General features: G+C 41.1%; 12 protein-coding genes, 1 rRNA gene and 1 pseudogene. 13 read left to right on the top strand and 1 reads right to left on the bottom strand.

Annotation, left to right across the window (positions count from 1 at the left end):
• From rrf to hisC, 8 genes are all read left to right on the top strand, one after another.
• A 5S ribosomal RNA gene (gene rrf, locus NI469_RS15995) occupies positions 1-83 on the top strand; the annotation flags it as partial.
• 196 nt (positions 84-279) lie between these two features.
• Entirely contained in the window at positions 280-1731 is a 1452-nt protein-coding gene (locus NI469_RS14070) for an RNA polymerase factor sigma-54 (protein WP_253175566.1), read from the top strand.
• A 184-nt stretch (positions 1732-1915) separates the two neighbouring features.
• Positions 1916-2248: a ribosome hibernation-promoting factor, HPF/YfiA family gene (hpf, locus tag NI469_RS14065; RefSeq protein WP_004730744.1), complete on the top strand. Its 333-nt coding sequence runs from the start codon at positions 1916-1918 to the stop codon at positions 2246-2248.
• A gap of 133 nt (positions 2249-2381) precedes the next feature.
• Positions 2382-2633 (top strand): BolA family iron metabolism protein IbaG, encoded by a 252-nt coding sequence (ibaG, locus tag NI469_RS14060; protein ID WP_004730742.1) that lies wholly within the window; start codon positions 2382-2384, stop codon positions 2631-2633.
• A gap of 7 nt (positions 2634-2640) precedes the next feature.
• Positions 2641-3897, top strand: coding sequence for a UDP-N-acetylglucosamine 1-carboxyvinyltransferase (murA, locus tag NI469_RS14055; protein ID WP_004279150.1), 1257 nt, complete (start codon positions 2641-2643; stop codon positions 3895-3897).
• Positions 3897-4598 (top strand): ATP phosphoribosyltransferase, encoded by a 702-nt coding sequence (gene hisG / locus NI469_RS14050; protein WP_004730740.1) that lies wholly within the window; start codon positions 3897-3899, stop codon positions 4596-4598. Before murA ends, hisG begins: the two co-directional genes overlap by 1 nt.
• 186 nt (positions 4599-4784) lie before the next feature.
• Complete coding sequence (gene hisD, locus NI469_RS14045; protein WP_253175564.1) at positions 4785-6089, top strand: histidinol dehydrogenase; 1305 nt, start codon at positions 4785-4787, stop codon at positions 6087-6089.
• Between the two features lie 148 nt (positions 6090-6237).
• Positions 6238-7326: a histidinol-phosphate transaminase gene (hisC, locus tag NI469_RS14040; RefSeq protein WP_216986565.1), complete on the top strand. Its 1089-nt coding sequence runs from the start codon at positions 6238-6240 to the stop codon at positions 7324-7326.
• 110 nt (positions 7327-7436) lie between these two features.
• Here the strand turns inward: hisC and NI469_RS14035 are convergent, their stop codons facing one another.
• A complete protein-coding gene (locus NI469_RS14035; protein ID WP_216986566.1) occupies positions 7437-8768 on the bottom strand; it encodes an anthranilate synthase component I family protein in 1332 nt (443 codons plus the stop codon).
• 259 nt (positions 8769-9027) lie between these two features.
• Here NI469_RS14035 and filA point away from each other — a divergent pair, with 259 nt between their 5' ends.
• From filA to NI469_RS14010, 5 genes and pseudogenes are all read left to right on the top strand, one after another.
• On the top strand, positions 9028-10092 hold the full coding sequence (gene filA / locus NI469_RS14030) for a putative pilus system protein FilA (protein WP_216986567.1): 1065 nt from the start codon (positions 9028-9030) through the stop codon (positions 10090-10092).
• 188 nt (positions 10093-10280) lie between these two features.
• Positions 10281-11114 carry a putative pilus system C39 family peptidase FilB gene (gene filB / locus NI469_RS14025; protein ID WP_004730731.1) on the top strand — a complete coding sequence of 278 codons (834 nt, stop codon included), beginning with the start codon at positions 10281-10283 and terminating at the stop codon, positions 11112-11114.
• A gap of 34 nt (positions 11115-11148) precedes the next feature.
• A complete protein-coding gene (filC, locus tag NI469_RS14020) occupies positions 11149-12354 on the top strand; it encodes a putative pilus system protein FilC (RefSeq protein ID WP_039901948.1) in 1206 nt (401 codons plus the stop codon).
• Between the two features lie 12 nt (positions 12355-12366).
• Complete coding sequence (gene filD / locus NI469_RS14015) at positions 12367-14031, top strand: putative pilus system OmpP1/FadL family transporter FilD (protein ID WP_005107779.1); 1665 nt, start codon at positions 12367-12369, stop codon at positions 14029-14031.
• 7 nt (positions 14032-14038) lie between these two features.
• Positions 14039-14423: pseudogene (locus NI469_RS14010) on the top strand (putative pilus assembly protein FilE); the annotation flags it as partial.

The raw sequence follows: 14423 nt of genomic DNA, 5'->3' as shown, positions 1-14423 counted from the left end.
TCCCTTCCCGAACTCAGAAGTGAAACCTCTTAGCGCTGATGGTAGTGTGGGATTACCCATGTGAGAGTAAGTCATCGCCAGCTCATTATTCAAAACACCCCCAACTTAACAGTTGGGGGTGTTTTTTTGTGCGAAAAATTAAGTATTTAAAAATTATTAGTCGCGAAAGGCTAGGAATTTAAAATCCAATTTGTATGTTTTTTAGTAAATCTGTGTTATAAAAAATAAAAAGGCATAAAAATTGCTTATAAAACGGGATTTTCTATTAAGGGGGTAACAATGAGATTATCAGTGGGCATAAAAATTGCGAACTCGCTGTCATTAACTCCACAATTACAGCAAGCAATTCGGCTATTACAACTTTCAAGTCTGGAATTGGAGCAAGAAGTTCAGTTGCAACTTGATAGTAATCCTCTATTAGAAAAAGTTGAAGAGCAAATTACCCTTGAAAGCTTATCGACAATTGAATCAAATAATGAAAATCACGATCTAACCAATCAACTTAACGCCGATCATCTGCCTGATGACTTACCTGTAGATACCGATTGGGACGATGTCTATACTCATCAACCTACAAGTCTGGGGGCGGCCGAGTTCGAAGAGCGTGAAGATAATCGTCAAGGGCATCAGAGCCTGCAGGAATATATGCTAGAACAAATTAATCTGTTGAATTTTTCACAGGTTGATAAATTAATCGCTTATTGCATCGTCGATTCTTTGGATGACAAAGGTTTTTTAGATGCAGAGTTGAGTGAAATTACTGCATCGGTACAACATTTACTCTCTTCTATGGGGTCTGAAGAAGAAATTGAAGATGATGAGGTTGCGGTCGTATTAAAGCATATTCAGCGTTTGGATCCCGTGGGTGTAGGCTCTAGAAGCTTGGCAGAATGCCTATTGGTCCAACTTGATAATTTACCTACATCAACGTCTTGCCGAAATGATGCGATCAAACTTCTGCAACATTATGAATTGTTGATTACCAATGAGCTTCCTAAGCTGATTAAACAGACTGGCTTAAATCCAGAGCAGTTGCGCTGTGCCGTAGATTTGCTAAAAACATTGAAACCTCACCCGGGTCTGGAATTTGAAAACAAGGAATCGGATTATCAGGTGCCAGATGTCGTGGTGATGAAAAAGAATAACTGCTGGCAAGTCAATTTAAACTCGGATGTCCTGCCAAAGTTACGGGTCAATTCTTTTTATGCAAAAATGATTCGTCGTGCAGATCAAAGCGATGATAATCAGTACTTGCGTAATCAGATGCTGGAAGCAAAGAACTTTATCAAAAGTATCGATGAAAGACATAAAACATTATTGAAAGTCGCAACTTGTATTGTGGAACATCAAAAAATGTTCTTGGAAATTGGGGCGGAAGGCATGAAACCTCTGGTTTTAAGAGATATTGCCGAAGAAGTCGAATTGCATGAATCTACAGTTTCTCGTGTAACCACCAATAAATATATGCTGACCCCACGTGGATTGTTCGAGTTGAAATATTTCTTCTCGAGTCATGTCGGGACTACTTCAGGTGGTGAAGCATCTTCTACTGCTATTCGTGCCAAAATCAAAAAACTGATTTCCGAAGAAAATGCCCGTAAGCCTCTGTCTGATAATGCAATTGCCAATATGTTAAAAGATGAAGGCATTGATGTGGCACGACGTACGGTGGCGAAATATCGTGAATCGTTACATATTCCTTCATCTTCTGAGCGAAAAGTCTTGATCTAAAATTTGAAATCTGGCTATTCTAGAGATTCATTATGACAACATAATGAATCTTTTTTTTTTTGAGGATCAGTAAGATTGATTTGATTCAGGACTTAAAATACGGATATTTTATTTATAAGTTACTGTATTTAAATTATTTTATATTGAGACTCTTCTAATCCTAACGAAGGTGAGGGATAGAACTATGCAAATAACAATTCGTGGACATCATTTATCGATTACGCCAGCTATTGAAGAAAGTATAAAAACCAAGTTTTCACAGATGACGAAGCACCTGGATCAGGTGAATAGTATGCAAGTGAAACTCTCGAAAGATCATCAAATTGATAAACGCTCTAGAAAGGGCAGTAGTAATCATATCGCAGAGGCTATTATCCGATTACCGGGCATTGAATTTTTTGCTCACGCCACCGCAGATGATATGTATACCTCAATTAAAATATTGACCGAAAAATTGAAACGGCAGATTGATCGATACCGGGAAATGCATTTACAGCAGCATCCTTTAGCTCTATAAAGGACAAATGATGAAAAAGAGGTTTTAAAAGCCTCTTTTTTTTATATATATAATGTATGGATCCATGAATTATTTTTGCTATTTATAGTAAAATGGCTCGTTTTACACCCTTAGTCCTATAAGAGGTCTTGTGATGAATAATGAACAGCTCGCTGAAATTTTAGAAGCCGCTTTTCCAGAGGCGGATGTTGCTGTGAGTGGTCAGGGCGGAAAATTTGATCTCCGTATTGTGGATGATCAATTTGAAGGTAAGCGTCCAGTTGCACGCCAACAAGCTGTTTATGCTCCTCTCAATGCCCATATTGCCAGTGGTGCAGTTCACGCAGTAACGATTCGCGCGATGACAAAAGAAGAATGGCGCAAAGCAAGCTTATTTGGAGCTTAATCATTTAATGGATAAATTTTTAATTCAGGGCGGTATCAAGCTCGAAGGTGAAGTGCGCATTTCTGGTGCAAAGAATGCAGCACTTCCATTATTGGCAGCAATGATTCTTGCTGATACCCCGATTACGCTCAGAAATGTTCCTAATCTAAAAGATGTCAATACGTTGGTGAAGCTGATTGCTGGTCTTGGAATCACCATGACTTATGAAGGCGATACGGTTGTTGCTGATACATCGACATTAGATAACCAGTTCGCACCGTATGAGCTCGTAAAAACTATGCGTGCTTCTATTTTGGTGCTTGGTCCATTATTGGCGCGTTATGGTAGTGCAAAAGTGTCTTTGCCAGGCGGTTGTGCGATTGGCTCCCGTCCTGTCGATCAGCATTTGAAAGCTTTAGAAGCTTTAGGTGCCGAGATTGAAGTCGAAGCTGGTTATGTACATGCCAAAGTCGATGGTCGCCTGAAAGGTGGCGAAGTCGTTTTTGATATGGTGACTGTAGGTGGAACAGAAAATATTCTGATGGCTGCCGTGTTGGCCGATGGTGTGACCACGATTCGCAATGCAGCACGTGAACCTGAGATCACTGATCTTGCGCAAATGCTGATCAAGATGGGTGCCAAGATTGAAGGTCTAGATACCGATACTTTAATTGTGACCGGTGTCGAACGTCTGCATGGTTGTGAATATGCGGTTGTTGCTGACCGGATTGAAACCGGTTCATATCTGGCAGCAGCAGCGATCACTGGCGGTCGTATCAAAACCACGCATACTGATCCGTCCCTGATGGAAGCGGTGCTGGACAAGTTTGAAGAAATGGGCGCAGAAGTGACCCGTGGTGACGACTGGATTGAACTGGATATGCTGGGTAAACGTCCGAAAGCTGTCAGCTTCCAAACCTTACCACATCCAGAATTTCCAACCGATATGCAAGCCCAGATTATGGCTGTGAATGCCATTGCTCAAGGCTTTGCGACAATTTCTGAAACGATTTTTGAAAACCGTTTCATGCATGTTCCTGAATTGGCACGTATGGGCGCCAATATTCAGGTTGAAGGTAATGATGCTGTGGTAACGGGTGTAGAAAAACTTTCTGCTGCACCCGTAATGGCAACAGATTTACGTGCTTCGTTCTCTTTGGTGCTGGCAGCACTTGCCGCTGAAGGTGAAACGCTGATTGACCGCATTTATCATATTGACCGCGGTTATGAAGATGTAGAAGCAAAGTTACAAAGTTTAGGTGCCCAAATTAAGCGAGTAAATTAATGAGCGATATGAGAAACGATGATCCAAACTTTGACGTAATGGGCAATTTTGATCATGGTTTAACTTTGGCATTAAGTAAGGGGCGTATCTTAAAAGAGACTTTACCTTTGCTAGAAACAGCAGGGATTAATCTTTTAGAAGATCCTGATAAATCTCGTAAATTGATTTTCCCGACCACGCATAAACAGGTTCGTATTCTAATTTTACGTGCTTCAGATGTACCGACTTATGTTGAAAATGGTGCAGCCGATATTGGCGTGGCCGGTAAAGATGTATTGATGGAACATGGTGCACAAAATGTCTATGAACCATTGGACCTGAAAATTGCGGTATGTAAATTGATGACCGCCGGTAAGGTGGGGATGCTACGTCCTAAAGGTCGCTTAAAAATTGCGACCAAGTACGTGAATTTGACCCGTCAATACTATGCCAGCCTGGGTGAGCAGGTTGATGTGATCAAGCTGTATGGCTCCATGGAACTTGCACCATTAGTTGGTCTGGGTGATTACATTGTTGACGTCGTAGATACAGGCAATACTTTGCGTGCCAATGGCTTAGAGCCACTTGAAGAAATCTGTAAAGTGTCTTCACGTTTAATCGTGAATAAAGCCAGCTTCAAGCGTAAGCAAGCGTTGTTAAATCCGATTCTGGCACAGCTTGAAAAAGCAGTAGAAGAACGTGAAAAGGCCAAACAGGCTTAAGCTTGCTATTTAAAAAAGCCGTCCTTTCAGGGCGGTTTTTTTATTCGATTGAACATAAATACGATGTAAATTCTTTCATCAATTTTACCAAAAGTTATTTCCAATAAAACTCATAGGGCTAGAGCACTATAGCTGCCGACAAAAGTCTGGAAAACAGGTAAACTAAAGCCTTCGAATTCAAACCTGATGGGTAAATTGATGCGACGTTTATCGACCCAAGATCAAAACTTCAAGCAAGCATTTGCTGACTTGTTGGCTTTTGAAACTGTTAATGATCCTGAACTTTTAAAAACTGTAGATCAAATTATTGCTGATGTTCGTCAGCATGGTGATGCTCAAGTTCTTAAACTCACTCAACAGTTCGATCGACATCCGGCGCATCAATTTTCAGATCTAGAGTTAAGCCAAGAGCAACTAAAAGCTGCCTTCGAGGGTCTAACAACTGAAGTACGCGAAGCCTTAGAACTTGCTGCATCACGCGTGCGTGAATTTCACCAGGCACAAAAACAGGACGGCTGGACCTATGTCGATGCTTTGGGGAATACGCTCGGTCAGAAAGTGACCCCATTGGATCGTGTTGGGATTTATGTACCGGGTGGTCTGGCGTCTTATCCATCTTCTGTGTTGATGAATGCGGTGCCTGCACATGTCGCAGGAGTGCCGGAAATTATTATGGTAGTGCCTGCGCCGAATGGTGATTTAAATCCATTGGTATTGGCGGCTGCATATCTGGCAGGTGTAACGCGTGTCTTTACCATTGGTGGCGCGCAAGCGGTTGCGGCATTGGCTTATGGTACAGAAACTGTCCCAGCAGTAGATAAAATTACTGGCCCGGGCAACCGTTTTGTTGCTGCAGCAAAACGTGCAGTGTTTGGTCAGGTCGGCATCGACATGATTGCAGGGCCTTCTGAAATTTTGGTATATGCCGAAGGCCAAAATAATGCTGAATGGCTGGCGATGGATTTACTTTCGCAAGCTGAGCATGACACTGTGGCACAAGCCATTTTCATCACACCAGATGAACAGTTGCTAAATGCCGTTGAGCAGGCGATTGAAATGCACTTGGCAACATTACCGAAGGCGGAAATTGCCCGTACTTCGATTGCCAATCGTGGTGCTTTAGTCTTGGTAAAAGACCGTCAAGAAGCGTCAGATTTGATTAATCAGGTAGCGCCTGAGCATTTGATGTTATGTTTAGATGATGCAGAAGCAATGTCTGACAGCATTCGTCATGCAGGTGCGATCTTTATGGGGCGTTATACGCCTGAAGCCATTGGTGATTACTGTGCCGGGCCAAACCATGTCTTGCCAACTTCAGGTACTGCGCGTTTTTCATCGCCACTTGGTGTCTATGATTTCCAGAAGCGTTCAAGTCTGATTATGTGCTCACAAGAAGGTGTAAAAACTTTAGCAAAAACTGCGGATATCTTGGCGCAACAGGAAAACCTAGATGCACATGCACGTTCTGCACGTTATCGTTATCAACCATAAATAGCATTACTACCTCTCCCTGACCCTCTCCTAAAAGGAGAGGAGAATTTAAACCACAAAAATCTTGTGTCTTTATTAATGAAAATTCCTCTATTGCGCCATATATGGCTCAGGGAGAGGTTAGGAGAGGGTTTAAAGAGAATACAAAATGAATATCACAACAGAACAAATGCGTTTTTGGAGTCCTGAAGTACGTGAATTAGAACCGTATACCCCAGGCGAGCAACCAAAAATCCAGAATATTTTAAAACTTAATACCAATGAAAATCCGTATCCGCCATCGCCTAAAGTCGTTGCGGCAGTACAACAGGTATTGGCAAATTCAGCGGATGTTTTGCGTTTGTATCCAGACCCTGATGCATCAGAGTTGAAACAGGCGATCGCTAAACAACAAAATGTACCTGTAGACACTGTCTTTGTCGGCAATGGCTCAGATGAGGTTTTGGCACATATCTTTAAAGCATTTTTTGTTCAAGAACGGCCTGTACTTTATCCAGATATTACCTATAGTTTCTATCCGGTTTATAGTCAGTTTTTCGGCGTCAAAACCAAAATCTTGCCACTGAATGATGACTTTGAAATTGTTGTAAATGACTATAAACAAGCTAATGGTGGCATTATTATCACTAACCCTAATGCACCGACTAGTATTGATCTAGGCTTGGTAGTCATTGAGGAAATTCTGCAAGCCAATCCGGATTCAGTGGTGGTGATTGATGAAGCCTATGTGGATTTTGGTGCCGAATCAGCAGTCAAGCTGGTTGAAAAATATGAAAATTTAGTCGTATGTCAAACCACTTCGAAGTCACGTTCTCTTGCAGGGTTACGTGTTGGTTTCGCGATTGCCCAGCCACATTTGATTGCAGCACTTGAAGCAGTCAAAAATAGCTTTAACTCCTATCCGATGGACCGTTTTGCGATTGCTGCAGCGGTCGCTTCATTTGAAGATCAAGCCTACTTTGAAGCACAAAATGCAAAAGTGATTAAGAGTCGTGAAAAGTTGGTGTCCCAATTAAATGAGCTTGGTTTTAAAGTTTTACCATCGAGTGCCAACTTTATTTTTGCCTCATTGCCATCTAAGGATGCGGGCGAACTTGCAAGTGAGTTGCGTGAACGTGGCATTATCGTGCGTTATTTTAACAAGCCACGTATTAACCAGTTCTTAAGAATTACCATTGGTACAGATGAGCAAAATCAGCGTTTAGTCGATACGCTAAAAAATGAGATTTTGGTGTGATTAAAATCCCTCCTAGCTTCTCTTTGAAAAGGGAGGAGTTCCCTCTTTGAGTAAAGGAAGGTTAGGGTGGATTTGTAGAAAAAAGCGAATCAAATGATTCGCTTTTTTATTTATTCAGGCTGATACCAGGTATTTAACAGATCCAGCATCGCTGAAACTTTATCAAAACATTCCTGATATTCCGCATTACAATCCGAAGAAATGGTAATGCCACCACCGGCCCATAAAGAAACATCTTCTTGATATTTCTGAATAGAACGAATCAGAATGTTCCAGGAACCGGTACCATCAAAATTAAAATAACCCATTGAACCGCAATAAGCACCACGTGCTGCACCTTCCAATTCAGCAATAATCTGCATGGCCCGGATTTTAGGTGCGCCCGTAATTGAGCCACCTGGTAGGGCTGACATTAATACCTCGAAAGGATTCACACCTGCTTTTAAAGTCGCTTCTACTTCGCTCACCATATGATGTACTTGATTAAAACTTTCGATATTAAATAATTTGGGTGTTTTAACCGAACCTGTTTCCGCATACACACTTAAATCATTACGTAATAAATCCACAATCATGACATTTTCTGCTTGATCTTTTTCCGATGCTTTTAAGGTTTGTTTAGATTGTTCATCCAGCACTGGATCTGTATAGCGTGGCATGGTGCCTTTAATTGGTTTGGTGATAATTTTCCGATTTTTTTCGAAGTCAATAAATAACTCGGGTGAGCAGCTGAGTAATTCAAAATCACCAATACGCAGATAACCCGCATAGGGCGCTTCGGTTAATGTCCAGAATGCTTGGGCAGTCGCTAAAAGGGAGCCTTGGGCTCGACCTTTAAATTCTTGGGTCAGATTAATCTGATAGCAGTCACCTGCAACAATATAGTCCTGAATTTTCTGAAAAGCCTGAGTGTAGACAGATTTAGTCCAGCGTGAGCTACAAGGATTTTTTAAGTGAAATGTCGGTTGAATTTTATCTTGGTTAAGTAAGTTCTGAATATGATTGAAAATCTGTTCTGCCTGTGGATCATCACTATAGAACATCCAGCCATCAGGGGTTGGTTTAATGTAGGAAGAAAATTGACCAATAAATAAACCAGGTTGAGGACGATCTGGATAATGAATATATTGTTGAGCCGCATAATCATAGCTGATAAAACCAACATAACCTCCATGAAATCCATTCTTTTGAGGATTTTTTAATGCATCAATCACTAAATTAAATTCAGATGGGCTGGGTTGATATTGTTCAATCCCTGTTCTTTTAAAAGACTGAATTTGTGATGTCTGCGCAACAAAATATTCTTGAGCGCAGCAGGCAATAAAAGGCTGACCATTATTATTTAAATACACCAGATGATCTAATGTCTTCAATGCGGATAATAGATCTGTAACCAGACGTGATTCAAACTTTAAGGGACGATGATAGAGAGTTTCGGTCATTCAGTTATAGAGAGTTCAATATGACTCACTATTTTATATCAAGAAGTCAGGAAAATATTTTTAAATCATGAAATACCGTTTATCGGTAAGCGACAGATTGCGACCAACAACAGTTGATCAAAAACTGACTCGACGCTAATTTAAGTGGGCTAGCAAATTACTCAAGGAAAGATGCTTAAGCTGTCAGAAAATAAAAAATACAGCCTAAACACTGAGTAATTCACAACCAAAAAAAATAGTACTCTTGGGAGAGTAAACAATGAAAAAATTTACAAAATTAGTTTTAGCGACTTCAGTTGCATTTAGTGCCAATGCGATGGCGATGCAAGCAATGGATGATGCATCTCTAAGCGAAACAACAGGTCAAGACGGTTTGACAATTGGTATCGGCATCTCGAAAATTGCTATTGAAAAATTATTTATCCATGATAATGACGGTTTGAAAGATGGTTATAATTTAGTTAATCCAACTACTGGGGCCTCAACTCCTCAAACTGCAGCCGCAGGTTCGATCGTGATTCGTGGTACTAGTGATACGGCTATTACAGATGCTGATCGTGTAAATCCTACGACTACGGCACACCATGGTGTATTAATCGGTGCCAATTATGACGATAATAATGCCTATTTACTTGCATCCCGTAACCTTGCTGACTTGGTGATCGACTCTGATGCAGGTAACGGTAATCCTTTCATTAATGTTGCTGCACAAGTATCGGGCCTTGATATTAAAATTGGCCGAATTGGTGTAACTGCCTCTGGTGCAGCTGATCCAGATTCGATTCGTCGAGGTGGTGCCGGTGTTGTAAATGACATCATTAGTGGTTTAGAAGTTAAAACTGGTGTGATAAATGCCAATATTCAACTGGGTGCTGCTCCACAAGGTGCAATGATCAAGATGAATACTGTAATGGTAGGTGGTTTAGAAATTAACAACCTGGGTATTTTAGATAATTCAACAAAAAATCAACCTGTTGGTCTTTCGGGTTCTAGCCCTGTGATTACACGTGAAGCCGGTGAAATCTTTATTGAAAGTATTAAAATTGCAGATGCGGAATCTAAAGATTTAACTATTAACCAAAATATTTCAGTATTTAATGATGGTTATGTAGGTACTTCTACGGATGTGACAAAAGCAGCGCATGTTCGTATTGTAAGTAATGATACTGGGGCGAAAGACCAATACATTAAAGGTATTCATTTAGGTAACCGTAGTGCAGCTTCATCTATCGGTGACATGGAAGTACAGGGGTTACAAACCTTCTACTCTAGAACTCCTGGTAGTTATACAAAAGGTGCAATTATTACTATTTCAGGTCACTAATCTTTATTTTAAAAAAAGCGCGTGTTTACACGCGCTTTTTTATGACTATATCACTTATCTAAAAAATAAAAAAAATACTGTATTTTTTTGAAAAAGCAGGTATCTTTCTAGTTACAGGGAAGTAGAGTGAATGCTCTATAAAAAGAAAAATAGGCACATTATGCCCATTATAAGAAAAGTTAATAATTATGTTAGAGATCGCGTTGGGCTCGGCATTGATGTATTACGCTGCCAAAGAAGCTCTGGATATCAAAAAACAGCCGAATGGTGCTGTTCACTATACTGAAGTTCTTGATTCAAGAAATGATTCTTTTGTGCGTATGCACCGTGAAGCTGTAGAAGTCAAACCTGCACTTCTGGATCAGTTTCAGGGCATTGTACGTCAGGCTTATGATTATAGTTGTGGTTCAGCAGCACTTACGACCCTCCTCAATGGTTATGTCGGTACGCAGCTGGATGAGCAGCAAGTCATGAGCGGGCTGATGAAATTCGGTGAAACGGATAAAATTGTTGAACGCCGTAGTTTTTCTCTGCTTGATATGAAGCGCTTTGTTTCAGCCTTAGGGTTGGAAAGTGGAGGCTATCGAGGAGAGTTCAAAGATTTAGTCAATCAAGATCAGCCTGCCATTGTTCCGATTTCTTATGCGGGATTTAAGCATTTTGTAGTTTATAAAGGTTATAAAAATGGCCGGGTTTATGTTGCAGATCCGGCACTTGGTAATATCAGTTTTGAGGAACGGCGTTTTCAGGATATTTGGGAAAATAACACTTTGTTCCTGATTAATGTACCTGAACAATATCGCAAAAATTTTCTAGCATTAAAAGAATCGGATATGCGCCATGTAGAAGATGCTACGATCAATCGCTATGCCTTGGTTGACATGCAGTATCCACAATTTTATATGGACAAAATTGCTGATAAAGCTTCTACGATCCGTATGGACCGTAATCGTAATACAGAGTCAGAACAATTTGGGGAATATCAACATAACTTCCTGAGACTGTATTACAAGAATAAATAAAACGAAAAACAGTAATAAAAATTAAAATGGTGAAATGGATATGAACAGTAAATGGATGAACAAGACGTTCTTGGCACTGAGCATTCAAATGGTAATGGGCGTTGCATTTGCTGCAGAAGAACCAGCACTAGGTGAATACGAAACAGTTGATGAAGAAGTTGTTGTTGAAACTGCTGCATCTGTACCGGCTCAAACCGGGCAGGTCGAAACGCAGACTGCAGAAGAATCGGAACTAGGTGGATATGAAGCAGTTGAAGAGGCTGCCGTGGAAACAGCAGCACCTGTAGAGACTCAGGCTGGCCAGGTAGTAGATGCATCTCAAGCTTTACAGCAACAAGAAGGAGATGCTACTCAGGCAGCTAACCTGGAAGAAGTATTTACGTCAAATGAACGCCAATACTCTCTGATAAAACAAGGTGAAATTTCATCATATTACGATATTGATTATACCTATTATCGAGACACTCAACTCGATATTGAAATGGCTCAGGGCCAATTGTATCAACTACGTGTTCAAGAAAATGCAACACATAGTATGACTAATACTTTTACTTTCCAATATGGTGTGAAAGATAACCTGACCTTGACTGCATCTCTACCTTTAGTGGCCAAAACTGACTTGTTAAAAGATACGTCTACTGCAGGTTTGGGCGATATTAGTTTGGGCGCTCGCTGGGAACCCTTTCCACTAAAAGCGGGTCGTCTGCCTCTGATTTTATTTGCAAATTTGTCGACCAAAACGGGTGACAGTCCTTATGAAATTAATGCTGCGACAGATCTGGCAGCAGGAAAGGGCTATTACTCTGCTGGAGTAGGTGCTAGTACACGTAAATATATTGATCCTGTCGTATTGTTTGCATCAGTTTCTGCGAACTATGGTTTTAAAGAATCGGGCCTGAATCAGCGTCGAGGTAGCCGGATTATTGAAGAATTTGAACCGGGTGTTAGTGGAGGCTTTGCCTTTGGTTTCGCATATTCATTTAACTATGACGTTTCGATGACTATGTCCTATCAGCAAAGCTTTAATACCGGTGCGGAATTTAACTATAACACGGGAGAAAGTTATTCTGCTGCAGATCAGACCAGTTCTACCTTTGCAATTTCCTTGGGTGTGCGAGTCTCTCCAGAAACAATTGTTAATGGTACCGTTGGCCTAGGGCTGACCGAAGATGCACCGGATGTTTCGTTGGGACTGTCATTCCCACTTGATATTTTAGGTTTTGGTAAAAAAATTAGTTAATAGGGGTGTCGTATGAAAAACATTCGACTTAGCCCGTTATTAACAGGAATTATTCTTGCGGGCTGTTCAAGTTATACCTTTGCACAATTGGGAACCAACCTTTCAGTTGATTTACGTGCACTATCCATGGGGAATGCCGTTACTGCAGATCCTCCAGGGGTCAATGCCATCCACTTTAACCCGGCTGCACTGACTAAAATTGATGGTCTGCAAACCGAACAGCAAATCATCGTGGCTAATTTTGATATCCAGCGTGAGTTTTCAGTACCGGCTGGATATAACGTATTTGGCTATTCTGATGATCCTATTGTCTGTAATGACGGCCCTGAAGTTTCATCTGATTTGTGTACCGATTTTAAAGGGCCGGTCAAAGGTGATGTGGAATATGTCAGCCTTTATGTCCCTTTTCTGAAAAAAATGGTGGATTTAGGGGAAGGCCTTCCTTTGACTGCACCTACGATGGGGATCGCATACAATCCCCCTGGATCGAAAGCTACTTATGCGACTGCTGTTTACGCTCCGCTTATGGCAGGCTTTGGTCATGAAGATGGGAACCCGGCAAACTTTATGGGACAGCAGGTTGCTTTAGAGCGGATTACCTATCTGTCACCATCCATCGGTTATGAGGTCAATGACCAACTGTCGATTGGTGCTTCTATCGGGATGTCTTATCAAGCCATCGGGATGAAAACGGACTTACGTTTCCCGAATGAGTTGATTGGGATGTTGCGTATGATCGACGAAGTCGTGTGTACGCCGTTTAAAGAAAATTCCGACATTATTACAGATATTCTTTTGCTCGGGATCTGTAATGCGGATGAGGGGATGAACCCATTTGGCAAGTTTGGTCAAATGCAACTGGAGCTTGAGCAGAACTTAAGCCCAAGCTATAACCTGGGAATATTGTGGGAACCGCGTGAAGACTTTAGTTTTGGTATGGTGTACCAAAGTGCTGCGAAAATGCGCTTAAAAGGTAAATATCATATTGATAATGCCAAAGCTCCTCAGGAAATGATCAAAGGTTTAATGACCTCACCGACCGGCCAGATTCTGGCTGCAATTCTTGGATTTCCTACTTACATACCATCGAGTGAATCTGGTCTAGTGTCGCAGGATTTTGAATATCCGGCGCATTTTCAGGCAGGTATCAAATATAAAGTGATGCCAGATTTGCAAGTGAATTTTGATATTGGCTGGACAGATTACAAGGTCTGGGACGAATTTAAATTCGAATTTGATCGTACCATTTCAGCCCTAAAAATTGCCAAAATTTTGTCTGCCAATGTTACTGACTCAACCTTGGCTTTACCGATGGGATTTGAATCGCCGTGGAACTTTGGTATCGGGATGGAGTATTCCGCTACAGACCGTTTGAAGCTTCGGGCAGGTTATGAACCACGGACCAGTGCTATTCCAAAAAATAAGCGTAATACCATGGTACCGATCAATGGTGCACAGTTATTTGGTTTAGGTGTGGGTTACCGTTTTGATGCAGACACTGATCTGGATCTATCAATTGGTTTCTTGCGTAGCAAAGATCAGATTCCAGCAAATACCAGTAGTTTAGCCAACCAGACAGGGGTAAATAACCTGTTATTAAACCCATATGCAGGTTTAAACGTAAAAACAGATACCAAAATTACAATTTTAGGTTTGAATTATCGCACGCGTTGGTAAGGGAAAAATGATCAAGACAGGGAACGTTGGATTGACAGCGGTACTGGCATTAAGTCTGGTATCCGTATCTTTTTATACAAGCGCTAAAGAATTTATTACGATTATTGGTCCGGATGGACGACCATTAGTCGTACCCCGTAATAATGCAGAGAAAAAAATTGAGGACAAATCTCGATTGTCGAAAACAGTAGGAACTGCAGCAGTTCAGTCCACACCTGTAAAGCAAAACTTAGAAAAAGTGTCCGTCGTAAAAAATGGACAAGTCAAACCTAAGCATGACCATAATATGGTTGTACAACCAGTACAACCAGTACAACCAGTACAACCAGTACAACCAGTACAACCAGTACAACCAGTACAACCAGTACAACCAGTACAACCAGTACAACCAG

Origin of the sequence: Acinetobacter lwoffii (assembly GCF_024129735.1) — a bacterium.
GTDB classification, from domain to species: Bacteria; Pseudomonadota; Gammaproteobacteria; order Pseudomonadales; family Moraxellaceae; genus Acinetobacter; species Acinetobacter lwoffii_H.
Note: the sequence above shows the minus strand (reverse complement) of the source record. Positions and strands in the feature narration are given on the sequence as shown.

What these genes read in the sequence shown, in the direction of transcription:
- filA (WP_216986567.1), top strand. Translation starts at nt 9,028, where the DNA reads ATGAAAAAATTTACAAAATTAGTTTTAGCGACTTCAGTTGCATTTAGT.
- murA (WP_004279150.1), top strand. Translation starts at nt 2,641, where the DNA reads ATGGATAAATTTTTAATTCAGGGCGGTATCAAGCTCGAAGGTGAAGTG.
- NI469_RS14070 (WP_253175566.1), top strand. Translation starts at nt 280, where the DNA reads ATGAGATTATCAGTGGGCATAAAAATTGCGAACTCGCTGTCATTAACT.
- filB (WP_004730731.1), top strand. Translation starts at nt 10,281, where the DNA reads ATGTTAGAGATCGCGTTGGGCTCGGCATTGATGTATTACGCTGCCAAA.
- hisC (WP_216986565.1), top strand. Translation starts at nt 6,238, where the DNA reads ATGAATATCACAACAGAACAAATGCGTTTTTGGAGTCCTGAAGTACGT.
- hisD (WP_253175564.1), top strand. Translation starts at nt 4,785, where the DNA reads ATGGGTAAATTGATGCGACGTTTATCGACCCAAGATCAAAACTTCAAG.
- filC (WP_039901948.1), top strand. Translation starts at nt 11,149, where the DNA reads ATGGATATGAACAGTAAATGGATGAACAAGACGTTCTTGGCACTGAGC.
- NI469_RS14035 (WP_216986566.1), bottom strand. Translation starts at nt 8,768, where the DNA reads ATGACCGAAACTCTCTATCATCGTCCCTTAAAGTTTGAATCACGTCTG.
- ibaG (WP_004730742.1), top strand. Translation starts at nt 2,382, where the DNA reads ATGAATAATGAACAGCTCGCTGAAATTTTAGAAGCCGCTTTTCCAGAG.
- hisG (WP_004730740.1), top strand. Translation starts at nt 3,897, where the DNA reads ATGAGCGATATGAGAAACGATGATCCAAACTTTGACGTAATGGGCAAT.
- hpf (WP_004730744.1), top strand. Translation starts at nt 1,916, where the DNA reads ATGCAAATAACAATTCGTGGACATCATTTATCGATTACGCCAGCTATT.
- filD (WP_005107779.1), top strand. Translation starts at nt 12,367, where the DNA reads ATGAAAAACATTCGACTTAGCCCGTTATTAACAGGAATTATTCTTGCG.